This window comes from Thermomonas sp. LB-4, assembly GCF_036409385.1.
Taxonomy (GTDB): Bacteria; Pseudomonadota; Gammaproteobacteria; order Xanthomonadales; family Xanthomonadaceae; genus Thermomonas.
Map to the genome: position 1 here is coordinate 11,670 of NZ_JAXOFT010000007.1, position 15,171 is coordinate 26,840.

The 15,171-nt window shown below is 71.1% G+C and carries 16 protein-coding genes; 7 read left to right on the top strand and 9 right to left on the bottom strand.

Annotation, left to right across the window (positions count from 1 at the left end):
* Positions 1-57 precede the first annotated feature (57 nt).
* The 8 genes from SPK54_RS06970 to SPK54_RS07005 all read right to left on the bottom strand — a co-directional run bounded on the left by SPK54_RS06970 (position 58) and on the right by SPK54_RS07005 (position 8,715).
* Positions 58-432: a Na+/H+ antiporter subunit G gene (locus SPK54_RS06970; protein ID WP_330947200.1), complete on the bottom strand. Its 375-nt coding sequence runs from the start codon at positions 430-432 to the stop codon at positions 58-60.
* A complete protein-coding gene (locus SPK54_RS06975) occupies positions 429-707 on the bottom strand; it encodes a K+/H+ antiporter subunit F (RefSeq protein WP_330947201.1) in 279 nt (92 codons plus the stop codon). Before SPK54_RS06975 ends, SPK54_RS06970 begins: the two co-directional genes overlap by 4 nt.
* Positions 704-1,201, bottom strand: a complete 498-nt coding sequence (locus SPK54_RS06980) for a Na+/H+ antiporter subunit E (RefSeq protein ID WP_330947202.1) — start codon at positions 1,199-1,201, stop codon at positions 704-706. The genes SPK54_RS06975 and SPK54_RS06980 overlap by 4 nt, the downstream gene beginning before the upstream one ends.
* Positions 1,198-2,835 (bottom strand): monovalent cation/H+ antiporter subunit D, encoded by a 1,638-nt coding sequence (locus SPK54_RS06985; RefSeq protein ID WP_330947203.1) that lies wholly within the window; start codon positions 2,833-2,835, stop codon positions 1,198-1,200. The genes SPK54_RS06980 and SPK54_RS06985 overlap by 4 nt, the downstream gene beginning before the upstream one ends.
* A complete protein-coding gene (locus SPK54_RS06990; protein WP_330947204.1) occupies positions 2,832-3,176 on the bottom strand; it encodes a Na+/H+ antiporter subunit C in 345 nt (114 codons plus the stop codon). Before SPK54_RS06990 ends, SPK54_RS06985 begins: the two co-directional genes overlap by 4 nt.
* Positions 3,176-6,085: a monovalent cation/H+ antiporter subunit A gene (locus tag SPK54_RS06995; RefSeq protein ID WP_330947205.1), complete on the bottom strand. Its 2,910-nt coding sequence runs from the start codon at positions 6,083-6,085 to the stop codon at positions 3,176-3,178. The genes SPK54_RS06990 and SPK54_RS06995 overlap by 1 nt, the downstream gene beginning before the upstream one ends.
* Positions 6,086-6,155: 70 nt before the next feature.
* Entirely contained in the window at positions 6,156-7,043 is an 888-nt protein-coding gene (locus tag SPK54_RS07000) for a universal stress protein (RefSeq protein WP_330947206.1), read from the bottom strand.
* Between the two features lie 244 nt (positions 7,044-7,287).
* Positions 7,288-8,715: an MATE family efflux transporter gene (locus tag SPK54_RS07005; RefSeq protein ID WP_330947207.1), complete on the bottom strand. Its 1,428-nt coding sequence runs from the start codon at positions 8,713-8,715 to the stop codon at positions 7,288-7,290.
* A gap of 166 nt (positions 8,716-8,881) precedes the next feature.
* On the opposite strand from SPK54_RS07005, the gene SPK54_RS07010 reads away from it, so the two are divergent.
* Positions 8,882-9,436: a DUF2058 domain-containing protein gene (locus SPK54_RS07010; protein WP_330947288.1), complete on the top strand. Its 555-nt coding sequence runs from the start codon at positions 8,882-8,884 to the stop codon at positions 9,434-9,436.
* Positions 9,437-9,458: 22 nt separating this feature from the next.
* Here SPK54_RS07010 and SPK54_RS07015 read toward each other — a convergent pair whose 3' ends face one another.
* On the bottom strand, positions 9,459-10,724 hold the full coding sequence (locus tag SPK54_RS07015) for a phospholipase D-like domain-containing protein (protein ID WP_330947208.1): 1,266 nt from the start codon (positions 10,722-10,724) through the stop codon (positions 9,459-9,461).
* Between the two features lie 328 nt (positions 10,725-11,052).
* On the opposite strand from SPK54_RS07015, the gene SPK54_RS07020 reads away from it, so the two are divergent.
* From SPK54_RS07020 to SPK54_RS07045, 6 genes are all read left to right on the top strand, one after another.
* The gene (locus tag SPK54_RS07020; RefSeq protein WP_330947209.1) at positions 11,053-11,841 is read left to right on the top strand and encodes an ATP-binding cassette domain-containing protein; all 789 of its coding nucleotides are present in this window, start codon (positions 11,053-11,055) and stop codon (positions 11,839-11,841) included.
* A complete protein-coding gene (locus SPK54_RS07025) occupies positions 11,841-12,590 on the top strand; it encodes an MlaE family lipid ABC transporter permease subunit (RefSeq protein ID WP_028838603.1) in 750 nt (249 codons plus the stop codon). Before SPK54_RS07020 ends, SPK54_RS07025 begins: the two co-directional genes overlap by 1 nt.
* Positions 12,591-12,680: 90 nt before the next feature.
* Positions 12,681-13,199, top strand: coding sequence for an outer membrane lipid asymmetry maintenance protein MlaD (gene mlaD, locus SPK54_RS07030; RefSeq protein ID WP_330947210.1), 519 nt, complete (start codon positions 12,681-12,683; stop codon positions 13,197-13,199).
* Positions 13,196-13,840, top strand: coding sequence for an ABC transporter substrate-binding protein (locus SPK54_RS07035; RefSeq protein ID WP_330947211.1), 645 nt, complete (start codon positions 13,196-13,198; stop codon positions 13,838-13,840). The genes mlaD and SPK54_RS07035 overlap by 4 nt, the downstream gene beginning before the upstream one ends.
* Positions 13,827-14,129, top strand: a complete 303-nt coding sequence (locus SPK54_RS07040) for an STAS domain-containing protein (protein ID WP_330947212.1) — start codon at positions 13,827-13,829, stop codon at positions 14,127-14,129. Before SPK54_RS07035 ends, SPK54_RS07040 begins: the two co-directional genes overlap by 14 nt.
* Complete coding sequence (locus SPK54_RS07045; RefSeq protein ID WP_330947213.1) at positions 14,126-15,160, top strand: MlaA family lipoprotein; 1,035 nt, start codon at positions 14,126-14,128, stop codon at positions 15,158-15,160. The genes SPK54_RS07040 and SPK54_RS07045 overlap by 4 nt, the downstream gene beginning before the upstream one ends.
* The last annotated feature ends 11 nt before the right edge of the window (positions 15,161-15,171 follow it).

The window sequence follows — 15,171 nt, forward strand, 5'->3', positions numbered from 1 at the left end:
GTGTGGACGGGGCGATGTCAACGCGGCATCGCGGAGCAATTGCCGCTGGTGATGGCTTCACGCCGAAGGCGGCGCGCCTTCGGGCGGATCGGCGCAGGTGGTCAGCGACGGCGGCGTGCCCGCGGCCCCGCCGAGGCGATCGCGGAACAGCGACACCCGCGCCAGCAGGACGGTGGTGACGGGTACCGTGACCGCCAGCACCGCCGGGATCAGCAGCGGATGCAGCACCAGCCTGCCCTGCAGCTGCGAGAAATACAGCACCCCGGCCAGTGCCACGCACCAGCTGCCCAGGGTGTAGGCCAACGCCGGTGGATGCATGCGCAGGAAGAAGCTGCGCAGCCGCAGGAAGCCGAACGCCGACAGCAGCACGAACAGGCCGCTGAGCGCCAGCAACGCGGCCACCACGGCCTCGGGCCAGGACGTCATGGTCATTCGATCACCTCGCCGCGCAGGATGAACTTCGCCATCGCCGCCGAGCTGACGAAGCCGAACAGCGCGATCAGCAACGCGATTTCGAAGTAGCGGTCGCTGCCGTGCAGGATGCCAGTGACCAGCACCACCAGCATTGCGTGCAGGTACAGCAGGTCGAGCGCGAACACGCGGTCCTGCGCGCGCGGGCCGCGCACCAGCCGCACCAGCACCATCAGCGAGGCCACCGCGTAGCAGCCGAGGGTGAACGCGATCGCGTGCTGCAGCAGTGGGCTCATTCGAAGATCTCGCACAGGGGCTGTTCGTAGCGGGCCTTGTAGCGCGCCACGAACGCGGTTTCGTCGGGCACGTCCCAGACATGCAACAGCAGCGTGCTACGGTCCAGCGCGAGTTCCGACCACACCGTGCCGGGCACGATGGTGGTGACCATAGCCAACACCGCCAGCCCGACCGGGTCGCGCAGGTCCAGCGGGATCACCACGAACGACGGCTTCGGCGCGCGCGCCCCGCCGCGGAACAGGCCGATGCCGACCTTGATGTTGGAGGCCACCACGTCGCCGGCCACCACCCGCATGTAGCCCAGCACGCGACGCGGGTTGCGCAGCCGCACCGGCGGCATGCGCAGCAGCGGCAACAGCCTCGGCACCACCAGTGCCAGCGCCAGCCCGAGCAGCAGCTGCGCCGCGCTGGGCGGACGCGCCAGCAGCAGCCACAAGGCCAGCACCAGCGCCGACAGGCCGGGCGCGGGCAACAGCGCGCGCAGCGCCCTCATGGCGCGTCCCCGCCGGCTGCAGGCGTTGCCGGGCCCGGGCGCGGGCGGGCGCCGAGCACCGCCTCGATGTAGGCGCGCGGCGCATGCAGGTCGCGGGCGGTCGCCCGCGCATAGCGCAGTGCCGGCTCGGCGGACACCGTCAGCCACACGCAGGCCAGCAGCAGCACCAGCAGCGCACCGCCTTCGCCCGGCTTCAGCCGCAGCGGCAGGCGTCCGCCCTTCGACCAGAAATGGCGGATGCCGGCGCGCGCCAGCGACACCGTGGCGAACAGGCCGGAGACCACGATCAGGCCGACCAGCCCGGCCGACCACGCGAAACCGCTTGCACCCGGCGCCGCCATGTCGTGCAGCAGCGCGACCAGCAGCGCCGCCTTCGCCACGAACCCCGCCAGCGGCGGGAGGCCCGCCACCACCAGTGCACAGGCGAAGTAGGCGAACGCCAGCGCCGCGACCGACACCGGGTAGGCGCGGCCGACCAGCGGCAGCGCATCGTCGTCGAGGTTGTCGTCCTCGTCGGGAATGTCCTCGATCTCGGGGGCCTGGCCCTGCGCGCTGGTGCGCTTGGCCAGCTCGCCCAGCATGAACAGCGCGCTGGCCGCCAGGGTGGCGCCCACCAGGTAGTACAGCGCGGCCGCGGCAACGCCGGGCGATCCGGTGGCGAACGCCGCCAGCAGGGTGCCGGAGGAGACGATGACCGAGAACGCGGCGACGCGGTCGAGCCGGATCGATGCCAGCACGCCCATGGTGCCGAAGGCAATGGTGGCGAAGCCGCCAACCAGCAACGCGCCGCCGCCGAACTGCGCGCTGGCCGCGGCGTCGGCCGGGAACAGCAGGGTCCACAGGCGCAGGATCGCGTACAGCCCGACCTTGGTCATCACCACGAACAGCGCCGCCACCGGGATGCTGGTCGCGGTATAGGCAGGCACCAGCCAGGCGTTGAGCGGCCATACCGCGGCCTTGACCAGGAACGCCATCGCCAGCATCACCACGCCCACGTGCAGCAGGCCGCGGTCGGCGTCCGCCACCAGCGGCGCCTTGGCGGCGACGTCCGCCATCGACAGGCTGCCGAGCACGCCGTACAGCGCCGCCAGTCCGATCAGGAACAACGACGAGGCCAGCAGGTTGACCGCGATGTAGTGCATCCCCGCGCGCACCCGCACCCGGCCGGAGCCATGCAGCTGCAGGCCGTAGGAGGCGGCCAGCATCACCTCGAAGAACACGAACAGATTGAACAGGTCGCCGGTGAGGAAGGCGCCGTTGACGCCCATCAGCAGGATCTGGAACAGCGGGTAGAAATACGTCCCCACCCGGTACCAGCCGGCCGAGGCATACAGCGCCGCACCCAGCGCGACCACGCCCACCACCACGAGCATCAGCGCGGACAGGCGGTCGGCGACCAGGGGGATGCCGTAGGGCGCGGCCCAGTTGGAAGTGAGATGGACCGCGATGGTCCCCGACCCGCCATCGTCCACCCGCAGCAGCAGTGCAACCGCCACCAGCAGCCCGGCCAGCGTCGCCAGGATGTTCAGCAGCGAGCCGAGCCGCCGCTGCGCGTCGGTGGCCAGCAGCAGCGCGGCCGCCGACAGCAGCGGCAGCACCACCGGCACCACGGCGAGGGGCAGGACTGCGCTCACGGGTCGCCACGCTCCCCGTCGACATGGTCGGTGCCGCTGAAGCCGCGTGAGGCCAGCAGCACCACCAGGAACAGCGCGGTGGTGGCGAAGCCGATCACGATGGCGGTCAGCACCAGCGCCTGCGGCATCGGGTCGCTGTAATGGGCCAGCGTGGCCTCGCGCCCGGCGGCGACGATCGGCGGCTGGTCCACCGTCAGGCTGCCCATGCTGAAGATGAACAGGTTGACCGCATACGACAGCAGGGTCAGGCCCATCACCACCTGGAAAGTGCGCGGGCGCAGCAGCAGCCACACCCCGGCCCCGCCGAGCACGCCGATCACCAGCGCCAGCACCACTTCCATCAGCTGTTCTCCCGGGTAGGCGCCGCCGGCGGCGTCGAAGGCCGGTGTGCGCGTATCGACTGGTGCGCCAGCGCGGTCAGGATCAGCAACGTCGCGCCCAGCACCACCGCCGCCACCGCGAGGTCGAAGAAGGTCGCGCTGGGCAGGTGCAGTTCGCCCAGCAGCGGCACGCTGACGTGTGCGGTATGGCTGGTCAGGAACGGATAACCGAACACCAGCGCGCCGAGCCCGGTGGTCGCGGCCAGCAGCAGGCCGAGCGCGATCCAGCGCGCCGGCCGCACGCTGGCATGCGCTTCGACCCAGCGCGTGCCGGAGGCCAGGTATTGCATCAGCAGTGCGATCGCCACCACCAGGCCGGCGACGAAGCCGCCGCCCGGTTCGTTGTGCCCGCGCAGGAAGAAATGCATGGCCACCACCAGCGCCACCGGCAGCAGCAGCCGGGCGATGACGGCGGGCACCAGCAGGTAGCCGCGCGCGACCGGGTCCGCGCGCCCGGTCTTCACCAGGTCGGTGCCGTGCTCGATCGAGGTTGCCCGCTGCTGGCGCGGCTCGGCCACGCTCTCGGCCGGCGGGCGGAAGCGGCGCAGCAGCGCGAACACGCACAGCGCGACCGCCGCGAGCACGGTGATTTCGCCGAGGGTGTCGAAGGCGCGGAAATCCACCAGCATCACGTTCACCACGTTGGCGCCACCGCCGCCGGGCAGCGCGTTCTGCAGGAAGAACGGCGAGATGCTGTTGGGCGCCGGCCGGGTGAGGAAGGCGAACGACAGCACCGCCAGGCCGCCGCCCGCGGCCACCGCCAGCAGCAGGTCGCGCCCGCGCCGCGCGCGGTCGCGCCAGTCCTGCCGCTCGGCCAGGTCCTCGCGCCGCATCGGCAGCCAGCGCAGGCCGAGCAGGAACAGGGTGGTGGTCACCACCTCCACCACCATCTGGGTCAGCGCCAGGTCCGGCGCCGAGAACCAGGCGAAGGTCAGGCAGGTCACCAGCCCGGCGCCGCCCATCAGGCTGACCGCGACCAGCCGGTGGTACTTCGCCAGCGCGGCCGCGCCCAGCGCGCAGACGATGCCGACCGCCCACAGCAGCACGAACACCTGGGTCGCCGGCAGCCGCGGGCGATCGCCCCAGGCCAGCGGGAAGCCGCGCGCGCCCAGCGACGCCAGCACGATGGCGATCGCGATCACCATGAACAGCTGCGGCTGCAGCCGACGCGTGCCCGCCAGCGCCAGCACCCGCCGCGCGCCGCGGGTGACGCCCAGCAGCACCGATTCGAACACCTGGCGGCCGCTCCAGCGCGCCAGCAGCGGCGGGTTCTGCAATCCCCCCGCTGCCCGCCGCGTCCGCAGCCAGCGGTACAGCGCGATGCCGCCGCCGACCGCCACGACACTCATCAGCAGCGGCTGGTTGAACCCGTGCCAGACCGCCAGGCTGTAGTCCGGCAGCACCCCGCCCACCACCGGCCGCGCCGCCGCCGCCAGCACCGGTCCCACCACCAGCGCCGGCGCGATGCCGACCGCCAGGCAGACCAGCACCAGGAACAGGATCGGCGTGCGCATCCAGCGTGGCGCTTCCTCCGGCACCCGCGGCAGTCCGGTCGCCACCGGGCCGAAGAAGATGCCGTAGCCGAAGCGCAGCGAGTACACCACCGCGAACGCCGAGGCCACCATCGCCAGCACCGGCAATCCCCATTCCACCAGCGGATGCGCGGACAGGAACACGGTTTCGGCGAAGAACATCTCCTTCGACAGGAAGCCGTTCAGCAGCGGCACACCGGCCATCGCCGCGCTCGCCACCAGCGCCAGGATCCCGGTGCGCGGCATGCGGTGGATCAACCCGCTGAGGCGGCGGGTGTCGCGGGTCCCGGTTTCGTGGTCGACGATGCCGGCGGCCATGAACAGCGAGGCCTTGAAGGTCGCGTGGTTCATGATGTGGAACACGCCCGCCACCGCCGCCAGCGGGCTGTTCAGGCCCAGCAGCAGGGTGATCAGGCCGAGGTGGCTGATGGTCGAATAGGCCAGCACCCGCTTGAGGTCGTGCTGGAACATCGCCACGTAGGCGCCCAGCAGCAGGGTGATGGCGCCGGCGCCGCCGACCAGCCAGAACCACCATTCGGTGCCCGACAGCACCGGCCAGAAGCGCGCCAGCAGGAACACGCCGGCCTTCACCATCGTCGCCGAATGCAGGTAGGCGGACACCGGCGTCGGCGCCACCATCGCCCGCGGCAGCCAGAAGTGGAACGGGAACTGCGCGCTCTTGGTCAGCGCGCCGACCAGCACCAGGCACAGCATCGCCGGATACCAGGGATGGGCGCGGATGCGGTCGCCGGCGGCGAGCACCGCGTCGATGTCGTGGCTGCCGACGATCTGTCCCAGCAGCAGCGCGCCGACGAACAGGCCCAGCCCGCCGGCGCCGGTCACCACCAGCGCCATGCGCGCGCCGCGCTGGGCGTCGGTGCGGTGGTGCCAGTAGCCGATGAGCAGGAACGAGACCAGGCTGGTCAGCTCCCAGAACACCACCAGCTGCAGCAGGTTGCCGGACACCACCACCCCGAGCATCGCGCCCATGAACGCCAGGAACAGGCCGTAGAAGCGCGCCGCGGGATCGTCCGGCGACATGTAGTAGCGCGCGTACAGCGAGACCAGCGCGCCGATCACGGTGACGGTGACCGCGAACATCCACGCGAAGCCGTCGATGCGGATCGCGAGGTCCAGCCCGAGCGACGGCACCCACGGGATGGTTTCGCGGATCACGCCGCCGTCGCGGATCTCCGGGAACAGGCCCAGCAGCCAGACCGCGGCGATGGTCGACACCGCCCCGGCCACGCCCGCCTGCGCGTTGCGCGCACCGGTCGGCAGCAGCAGGGTCAGCAGGCTGCCGAGGAAGGGCAGGCACAGCAGCAGGCTCAACGACACGGCGTCGGCCTTCCCGCCGTCGCGCGCGGCAGCCCACGCACGCCTCGCTGCTTTCGGACCGCCGCCGCCATCAGCCTGCGCTGCGGCGCACGCCGCGCACGACCAGGATGTCGCCCGGGATCCCACCCAGGATCGGCCGGGAGACGCCGACCACCGCATCGAACAGCAGCCCGCGCGGATGCGCGCCGATCACGGTCAGGTCGATGTCGTGTTCCTCGACGTGGCGGCGCATCGCCACCGCCGCCACCCCGGATGCCACCAGCAACCGGACCGCCTGCCGGCGCGGCTCCGGCAGGTCGGCCGCGTCCAGTTCCGCGCGCAGCCGCGCCATGTGCTCCGCGGCCCAGGCCTCGCTCGCGCCGGAGTCCTCCAGCAGGCCGGCATACGGCATCACCCACGCATGCATCAGTGCGATCGTCGCCTGCGGGAACAGGTGGGCGCCCACCACCAGCGCCTGCCGCGCCTCCTCGGTGAAATCGGTGCCAACCAGCAGCGAGCAGTAGGGACCAAGCGGGCGCTCGCGCACCACCAGCACCGAGGCCGGCGATTTGCGCACCACGCGCTCCAGCGTGCTCTCCACCAGGCTGAATGCGCTGCGGCCCTCGCCCAGGACCACCAGGTCGCAGTCCTCGCGCTCCGCCACCGCCAGGATCGCGGCCGCCGCGGTACCTGCCTCGACGTGGGCCCGGGCAGGCAGGTCGATATGTTCCGCAAGCGCGCGCAATCGCCGCGCCGCAGTCGCCTCGAGATCGGGGTACTGGCTGAGGTAGCGCCGCTCGTCGACACCTGCCGGCACCACCGGCGGCGGGGTCTCCACCGCGTGCACCAGATGCAGTTCTGCGTCCCACGTGCGCGCCAGCTGCGCGGCGCGATCCAGCGCGCGGTCGCCGCGACTGCTGAGATCCGTTGCCAGCAACAGACGCCGCGGTGGCGCACCGGACAGCAAGCGTTCGGTCATGCGTCCTCCGGAACGACGGGGTCATGCCCGCCATCGCCATCATCGGCGCAAACGCCGGCGATGGCCATATCCACCGGCGTCGCAGGAGCGTTCCATCGGTGGGTCCGGCTGCAAAAACCGGCCAGTCAAGCAGGCGTCCGGCGATGCGATGTCACCATCGCATCGCCGGACGCCGCCGGCCAGACAATGCCATGCCGGCGCCCCGCCATTGCGGCAATGCGAAGGCGACCGGGGCGTCAGCGCGCTACACCTGCACCGTCTTCCAGCGCCCGCGGCTGAACAGCCACAGGGTGAACAGGCCCACCGAGGTCTCGGACACGAACACCGCCCAGAACACGCCGGTGGAGCCGTGCTGCAGGTGCAGCGCCAGCAGCCAGGCCAGCGGGATCTGGACCAGCCAGAAGAACACCACGTTGATCCAGGTGGGCGTGGCGGTGTCGCCGGCGCCGTTGAAGGCCTGCACGCTGACCATCCACCAGCCGTACACGAACAGCGAATACGACAGGATGCGCAGCCACTCGCCGCCGATCGCCACCACCTGCGCATCGCCGCTGAAGAAGCCGACCAGCTCGCGCGGCAGCAGGAAGAACAGCAGCGCGATGCACAGCAGGTAGCCCATGTTGTAGCGGCCGATCTGCCACACCGCGGCTTCGGCGCGCTCCGGCCGGGTGGCGCCCAGGTTCTGCCCCACCAGCGTGGCGGCGGCGTTGGACATGCCCCAGGCCGGCATCATGGTGAACATCATCACCCGGATGGCAATCGTGGCGCCGGCCACCGCCTCGCTGCCGATGCTCGCGAGGATGCGCATCAGGAAGATCCACGAGGTCATCGACACGAGCATCTGGCCCACGCCGCCCAGCGAGGTGCGCACGATCTGCCAGACCACGCCGGCGCGCCAGGCCAGCTGCGCCGCCTGCAGGCGGATGTGCTTGCCGCCGTGGAACAGGATCCACAGCTGCAGCAGCACGCCCGTGCCGCGTCCGATGGTGGTGGCGATGGCCGCGCCCTCCACGCCGAACGCAGGCACCGGGCCCCAGCCGAAGATCAGCAGCGGGTCCAGCAGGATGTTCAACCCGTTGGCCACCCACAGCACGCGCATGGCGATGGCGGCGTCGCCGGCGCCGCGGAAGATCGCGTTGATCACGAACAGCAGCAGGATCACCACGTTGCCGCCCAGCATCCACTGCATGTAGCCAACGCCGTGCTGCAGCGTCCACGCGTCCGCGCCCATCAGCGCCAGCAGCTCCCGCGCCCACACGACGCCGGCGATGGCGAAGGGCACCGAAGCCAGTACCGCGATCCACAGCGCCTGGGCCGCGGTGACCGAGGCCTCCTCCGACGCGCCTTCGCCCACCCGCCGCGCCACCAGCGCGGTGATGCCCATCGCCAGGCCCATCGCGATGGAATAGAGCAGGAACAGGTAGCTCTCGGTCAGCCCTACCGTGGCCACCGCCGAAGGCCCCAGCTTGGCCACGAAGAAGATGTCCACCACCGCGAAGGTGGACTCCAGCACCAGCTCCAGCACCATCGGCACCGCCAGCAGGAACACCGCACGCCGCAGCGGGATGCGCGTGTAGTCGGCGCTGGTGCCGCGGATGGCATCGCGCAGGCCGGCCCACAGCGATTCGGGCGGGGCGGCGGCGAGGCTGTCGGGCGTCGGCGTCGGCTGCATAGGGGGCTCCCGTGGTGTGGCGATCCTACCTGCGACGGATGACGGCGCGGCGAATCGACACGGGCTAGATCCGTGCCCTGTGGGTAGGGCGCTGCAGCCTCCGCACGGAATGGTGGTTGGCGGGCGCCGTATCATGGACGGGCAACCCCCGGACAAGACATGCGCGATGGCCAAGGCGAATCCCCTGCAGGAACAGCTGCTCAAGGCAGGACTGGTGAAGAAGTCGAAGGTGGCCGCGGTGGCGCGCGAGCAGCACGTGGCCCGGCACGCCAAGGCGCAGGCCGCGCCCAGCGCAGCCACGCTGGAAGCCGAACGCGCGCGTGCCGAAAAGGCGGAGCGCGACCGCGCGCTGGAGCGCGAGCGCAAGACGCAGGCGCAGGCGGCGGAGCTGCGCGCGCAGGCGCGACAGATCATCCACGACCGCAAGCTGGCCGCGGCCGGCGAGATCGAATACCGCTTCACCGTCGATGCCGCCATCCGCACCGTGCTGGTCAACGACGACCAGCGCAAAAAACTGGCGGCCGGGGCGCTGGTCATCGTCCGAGTGGGCGAGGGTTTCGCCCTGCTGCCGCGCGCCGCCGCCGACAAGGTGCGCGAACGCGACGCCGGCATGATCGTGCTGGACCACGGCCTGTCCGCGGACGCCGAACCCGCCACCGCCAGTTCCGAGGACGACGCCTACTACGCGCAGTTCCAGGTGCCCGACGACCTGGTCTGGTAGCGCCGGGCGCCGCTCGCGCCGATCAGAGCTGCGAGCGCAGCGGCCGGATGAACTTCTCCACCAGCTTTTCCTTCAGCGGCCGGCGCTCCCACATCTCGTGGGTGTAGAGCACGGTGTGCTTCAGGTCGTCCTCGAACACTTTCGTCATGCGCGCGGCGAAACCGGCGTCGTAGACGTTGAGGCTGGCTTCGTCGTTGAGACGGAAGCTGCGCACGTCGAAGTTGGTGGAACCCACCGACACCATCAGCCCGTCCACGATCAGCAGCTTGTTGTGCATCATCGTCGGCTGGTACTCGTGGATCTCCACGCCCGCCAGCAGCAAGTCGCCCCATTGCGCGCGTGACGCCAGCCGCACGGTGTCGGAATCGATGAACTTGCCTGGCACCACCACCCGCACGCGCACGCCGCGCTGCCGCGCCGCCAGCAGCGCCTTCATGATCAGCGGGTCGGGCACGAAGTAGGCGGCCTGCAGGTCGATGCTGCGCTCCGACGCGGCAATCGCCATCAGGTACATCAGGTGCATGGATTCGCTGCCGCCGGCGGGCGAGGCCACGAACACGTGCGCATCGGTGTCGCCCACCCGCTGCTGCGGCGGGAAGTAGCCCTCGCCGTTCAGCACCACCCCGGTGGTCTTGATCCAGTTGTCGTTGAACGCCGCCTGCATCTGCGCCACCACCGGGCCTTCGATGCGGAAGTGCAGGTCGCGCCAGTGCTTCGGGTCCTGCGCGTGGCCGGACCACAGGTCGGCGATGCCCACGCCGCCGGTAAACCCGATCTTGCCGTCCACCACCAGCAGCTTGCGGTGGGTGCGGTTGTTGAGGCGGGTGATGTTGTACCAGTGCAGCGGCCGGTACTGGTGCAGCTCCACGCCGGCATCGCGCATCCGCTGGATCAGCGCATCCTCCATCTTGATGCTGCCGGCCCAGTCCACCATCACCTTCACCGCCACCCCGCTGCGGGCGCGCTCCGACAGCGCCTCGGCGAACTGGCGGCCAACCTCGCCCGACCAGTAGATGTAGGTTTCCAGGGTGATGGTGCGCTGCGCCGCGCGGATGGCGGCCAGCATCGCGGGGAAGATCTCGTCGCCGTTCTGCAGGTCGTCGATGTGGTTGCCCGGCACGATGCCCGGCCCCAGCATCACCCCCATCTCGCGGCGGAACTGCGGGTCGGCCACCGCATAGCGGTGCTCCAGCTTGCGCTCCAACGCCTTCTCAGGGGTCTTGAAGTTGGCGGCCAGCACGATCGCCAGCACGGTCAGCAGCACGGTGGTGATGACGGCCCAGATCATGGACTTGCGGCTCCAGCGTCGCGGCATTGGCTCGATTCGCTATGCACGAATGCGGCGCACAGCATCGCGGGGGCCGGTTCAGGATCGTGTGAACGCCCCTTCGCCCGACCCCGGCGTGAGGAAGAACGGCAGCGGAACCAGCTCCACCGCCCAGCCGCCGGCCTCGCCGATCTGCGCGGCCGCCTGCACGCGCGGCGCCGGATCGGCGATAATTCCTGTACCCGCGGGTTCAATCGCTTCGCTCCCCGTTCAGCCTGCGCCCCGCAACCTGTGCCGCCCCGCGCCTGCGCGGATCGCATTGCCGTCCGCCCCGAATCCGGTTTCCCCCATGACCGAACCGTCCGCCACCGCCGTGCGCCTGTCGTCCGTTCGCCTTGATCGCGGCGGGCGGACCATCCTGCACGGGCTGGACTTGGCCATCCCGCAGGGCAGCATGACCGCGGTGCTGGGCCCGTCCGGCACCGGCAAGTCCACCCTGCTGGCGGCGATCACCGGCGAACTGGTGCCCACCGCCGGCCGCGTGGAGGTGTTCGGCGCGGAGGTGCCGCGCGCGCCGCGCGCGCTGCTGGACATGCGCAAGGGCCTGGGCGTGCTGCTGCAGGGCAATGGCCTGCTCACCGACTTGAGCGTGGCCGAGAACGTGGCGCTGCCGCTGCGCGCGCATGCGCGCCTGCCGGAACCGGTGTTGCAGCGGCTGGTGGAGATGAAGCTGGACGCGGTGGGCCTGCGCGCCGCCGCCAATCTGTTCCCGCGCGAGCTGTCCGGCGGCATGGCCCGCCGCGCCGCGCTGGCGCGCGCGCTGGCGCTGGACCCGCCGCTGCTGCTCTGCGACGAGCCGCTGACCGGGCTGGACCCGATCGCCAGCGGCGTGATCATGAGCCTGCTGCGGCGCCTCAACCAGACCTTGGGGCTGACCTGCATCGTGGTCAGCCACCACGTGCGCGAAACCCTGCCGGTCTGCGACCAGGCGGTGGTCATCGCCAACGGCACCATCATGTTCGACGGCGCCCCGGATGCACTGCAGGCCAGCACAGATCCGCTGCTGCGGCAGTTCCTGGACGGCGCGCCCGACGGCCCGATCGCGTTCGAAAGCGCGCCGCGGCAGGAGGCTGCCTGATGCCCGTGGTCGCCTCGATGCGTTCGCTCGGCCGTGCCGGGCTGTTCTCGCTGTCGGTGCTGCGCGCCTCGCGCCCCAGCGCCGACTTCCTGGCCGAGCTGGTCAAGGAGATCTACAAGGTCGGCGCGCGCTCGCTGCCGATCATCGCCGTGGGCGGCGCCTTCGTCGGCCTGGTGCTGACCCTGCAGGGCTACCGCACGCTGCAGACCTTCGGCGCTTCGGACGCGCTGTCCACCCTGTTGGGGCTGTCGCTGTACCGCGAGCTGGGCCCGGTGCTGACCGCGCTGCTGTTCATCGGCCGCGCCGGCAGTTCGATCTCGGCCGAGCTGGGGCTGATGCGCGCCACCGACCAGATCAAGGCGCTGGAGCTGATGGCGATCGATCCGCTGGCCAAGGCGGTGGCGCCGCGCTTCTGGGCGGCGGTGCTGTGCGTGCCGCTGCTGACCGGCTTCTTCTGCTCGCTGGCGATCGCCGCCAGCTGGTTCGAGGCGGTGCGCATCCTCGGCCTGGACAACGGCACCTTCTGGTCGGCCCTGCAGAACAGCGTGGATGCGTGGGACGACTTCGGCGTGGCCCTGCTGAAATCGGCCGTGTTCGGCGGCACCGCGGCGCTGGTGGCCTCGCACTCGGGCTTCCACGCCGAACCCACCATCGAGGGCACCTCGGTGGCCACCACCCGCGCGGTGGTGAACGCCTCGCTGCTGGTGCTGATGCTGAATTTCGTGATGTCCGCGCTGCTGTTCCAGTAATCCATTCCCATGCCCCCCGCACATCGCGCGGGGTTCAACGCAACACCGGGGCGCTGCCGAGGCCCCGCACGTTTGGACAGAGGTAGATCAATGGCAATCCGTGGCCCCAGGCTCGAATTCGCGGTCGGTGCGTTCCTGCTGCTGGCGCTGGCATCGCTGCTGGTACTGGCCTTCGCCTCGACCAACCGCCAGTTCGGCGGCGGTGGCGACACCTACCCGCTGACCGCGCGCTTCTCCACCCTCGGCCAGCTGCGCCTGCAGGCGCCGGTGCGGATCGGCGGCGTGGCGGTGGGGCGGGTGGCGAAGATCGACCTCGACCCCAAGCGTTTCGACGCGGTGGTGACGCTGGACATCGACCGCCGCTACCAGCTGCCCGCCGACACCTCCGCCGGCATCTTCACCAGCGGCCTGCTGGGCGAAAGCTACGTCGGCCTGCAGCCGGGCGGCGACCCGGAGAACCTCAAGTCCGGCGAGGAAATCGCCTACACCCAGCCGGCGGTGGATCTGATCCAGCTTGCCGGCAAGTACATGTTCGGCGGCGGCAGCGCGTCCGCGCCCGCCGACGCCAACAGCACCACCACCCCGTCCCCCACGGAAGCCACTCCATGAAGTCCCTGATCCTGTCCCTGTCGATCGCCCTGGCCGCCCCGCTGCTGGTCACCGCGCCGCTGCCCGCCCAGGCGCAGCAGGCCGCCGCCACCCCGGGCCAGCAGGTGGTCGCCAACGGCGCCCGCATCCTCACCACCCTGCAGCAGCGCCGCGCCGAGTTCCGCAAGAACCCGGCCGCCCTGCGCAGCTTCATCGATGCCGAACTGCGCGGCAGCTTCGACAGCCTGTACGCCGCCCGGCTGGTGCTGGGCGCGCACGGCCGCGGCGCCAGCGAGGCCGACATCAAGCTGTTCGCCGACGCCATGGTGGACAACCTGATGCAGCGCTACGGCACCGCCCTGCTCGACTTCGAAGGCAAGCCGCGGCTGCGCCTGAAGGGCGAGACCGCGCTGCCGGGCGGGCGCGGCGTGAAGGTCTCCACCGAGCTGCTGCGCGACAACGGCGCGCCGGTGCCGGTGGACTACCTGGTCCGCAACAACGGCGGCTGGAAGATCTTCGACGTGATGATCGAGGGCGTGTCCTACGTGCAGACCTTCCGCGGCCAGTTCGACAGCCCGCTGCGGCAGAAGGGCATCGCCCAGGTCGCCGCCGACCTGCGCAGCGGCAGCCTCAAGGCCAGCAGCGGCAATGGCAGCCGCTGAGCCCGCCGCGGAGCGTGCGGGCCCGTTGCTGCGCCTGCGCGGCCGGCTGGACCGCGCCAGCGTGGCCGGCCTGTGGCCGCAGGCGCTGCGCATGCTCGATGGCGCGCAGGGCCTCGACCTTCATGCGGTCGAGGCGCTCGACAGCGCCGGCCTGGCCCTGCTGGCGGAGTTGGTGGACCGCCTGCCGCGCGAAACGCGGCGCATCGAAGGCCAACCGCCCGGGCTGGCCGGCCTGTGCGCCGCCTACCGTATGAACGCGGAGCTGATCCGCTCGGAAGGAACCGTATGAAACCCCTGCTTGCCGGCGCCACCGTTGGCCTGCTGCTTGCCACCGCCGGCTGCGCCACCCACTCCCCGCCCGCAGCCGACGCCATGCCGGCGGAGGCCATCGTCGGCGGAGAGGTTGCGCCGCTGCCGGCTGGCGAGGTCGCGCCGCCACAGGCGGCGACTGAACCCGCGACCACCGAACCCGCGACCACCGAACCCGCGCCCGAAGCAAGCGACGCCGCCGCCGCGCCAGTGGCGTCGACCGATGCGGCTGCGGCCTCCACCGACACCGGCGGGACCACCGCGAGTGACGAAGATTTCGCCGCGATCTACGGCGAGGACGCCAGCACCGGCACCGAGGGCGGCGACCGGTTCGCCGCACTCGACCCGTGGGAACCGATGAACCGCCGCGTGCACGCGTTCAACAGCGCCATCGACCAGGGCTTCATGCGCCCGCTGGCGCGCGGCTACGTGAGGGTCGTGCCTGCGCCGGTGCGCACCGGGGTCAGCAACTTCTTCGACAACCTCAGTGCCCCGCTGGCATTCGGCAACCTGCTGCTGCAGGGCCGCCCGCGCGAGTCGGTGGAAACGCTGGGGCGGTTCCTGGTGAATACCGTCGCTGGCCTCGGCGGGTTGTTCGACCCGGCCACCAAGGCGCTGAAAATGCACCGCCACGGCGCCGACTTCGGCCGCACGCTGGCGCGCTGGGGCTGGCGCGAGTCGCGCTACCTGGAGCTGCCCTTCCTCGGCCCGCGCACGTTGCGCGATGCGGTGGGTGCGTTCGGCGATACCTCGATGGCGCCGATGACCTATGTCGAGCACGACCGCACCCGGGTGTCGCTGGAGGCGCTGTGGCTGGTGGACGTGCGCTCCGCCCTGCTGTCGCTGGACGAACTGCGTGATGCCGCGCCGGATGAGTACGTGCTGACCCGCGATGCCTGGCTGGCGCGCCGCCGCTATCTGGTGGAGGCCGATCGCAGCGAGCGCGACGAAGGCAACGAATCGCTGCCCGCCTACCTGATGGAAGCCGAGCCCGCGCCGTCGCGTCCCTGAGCGGTGTGCGC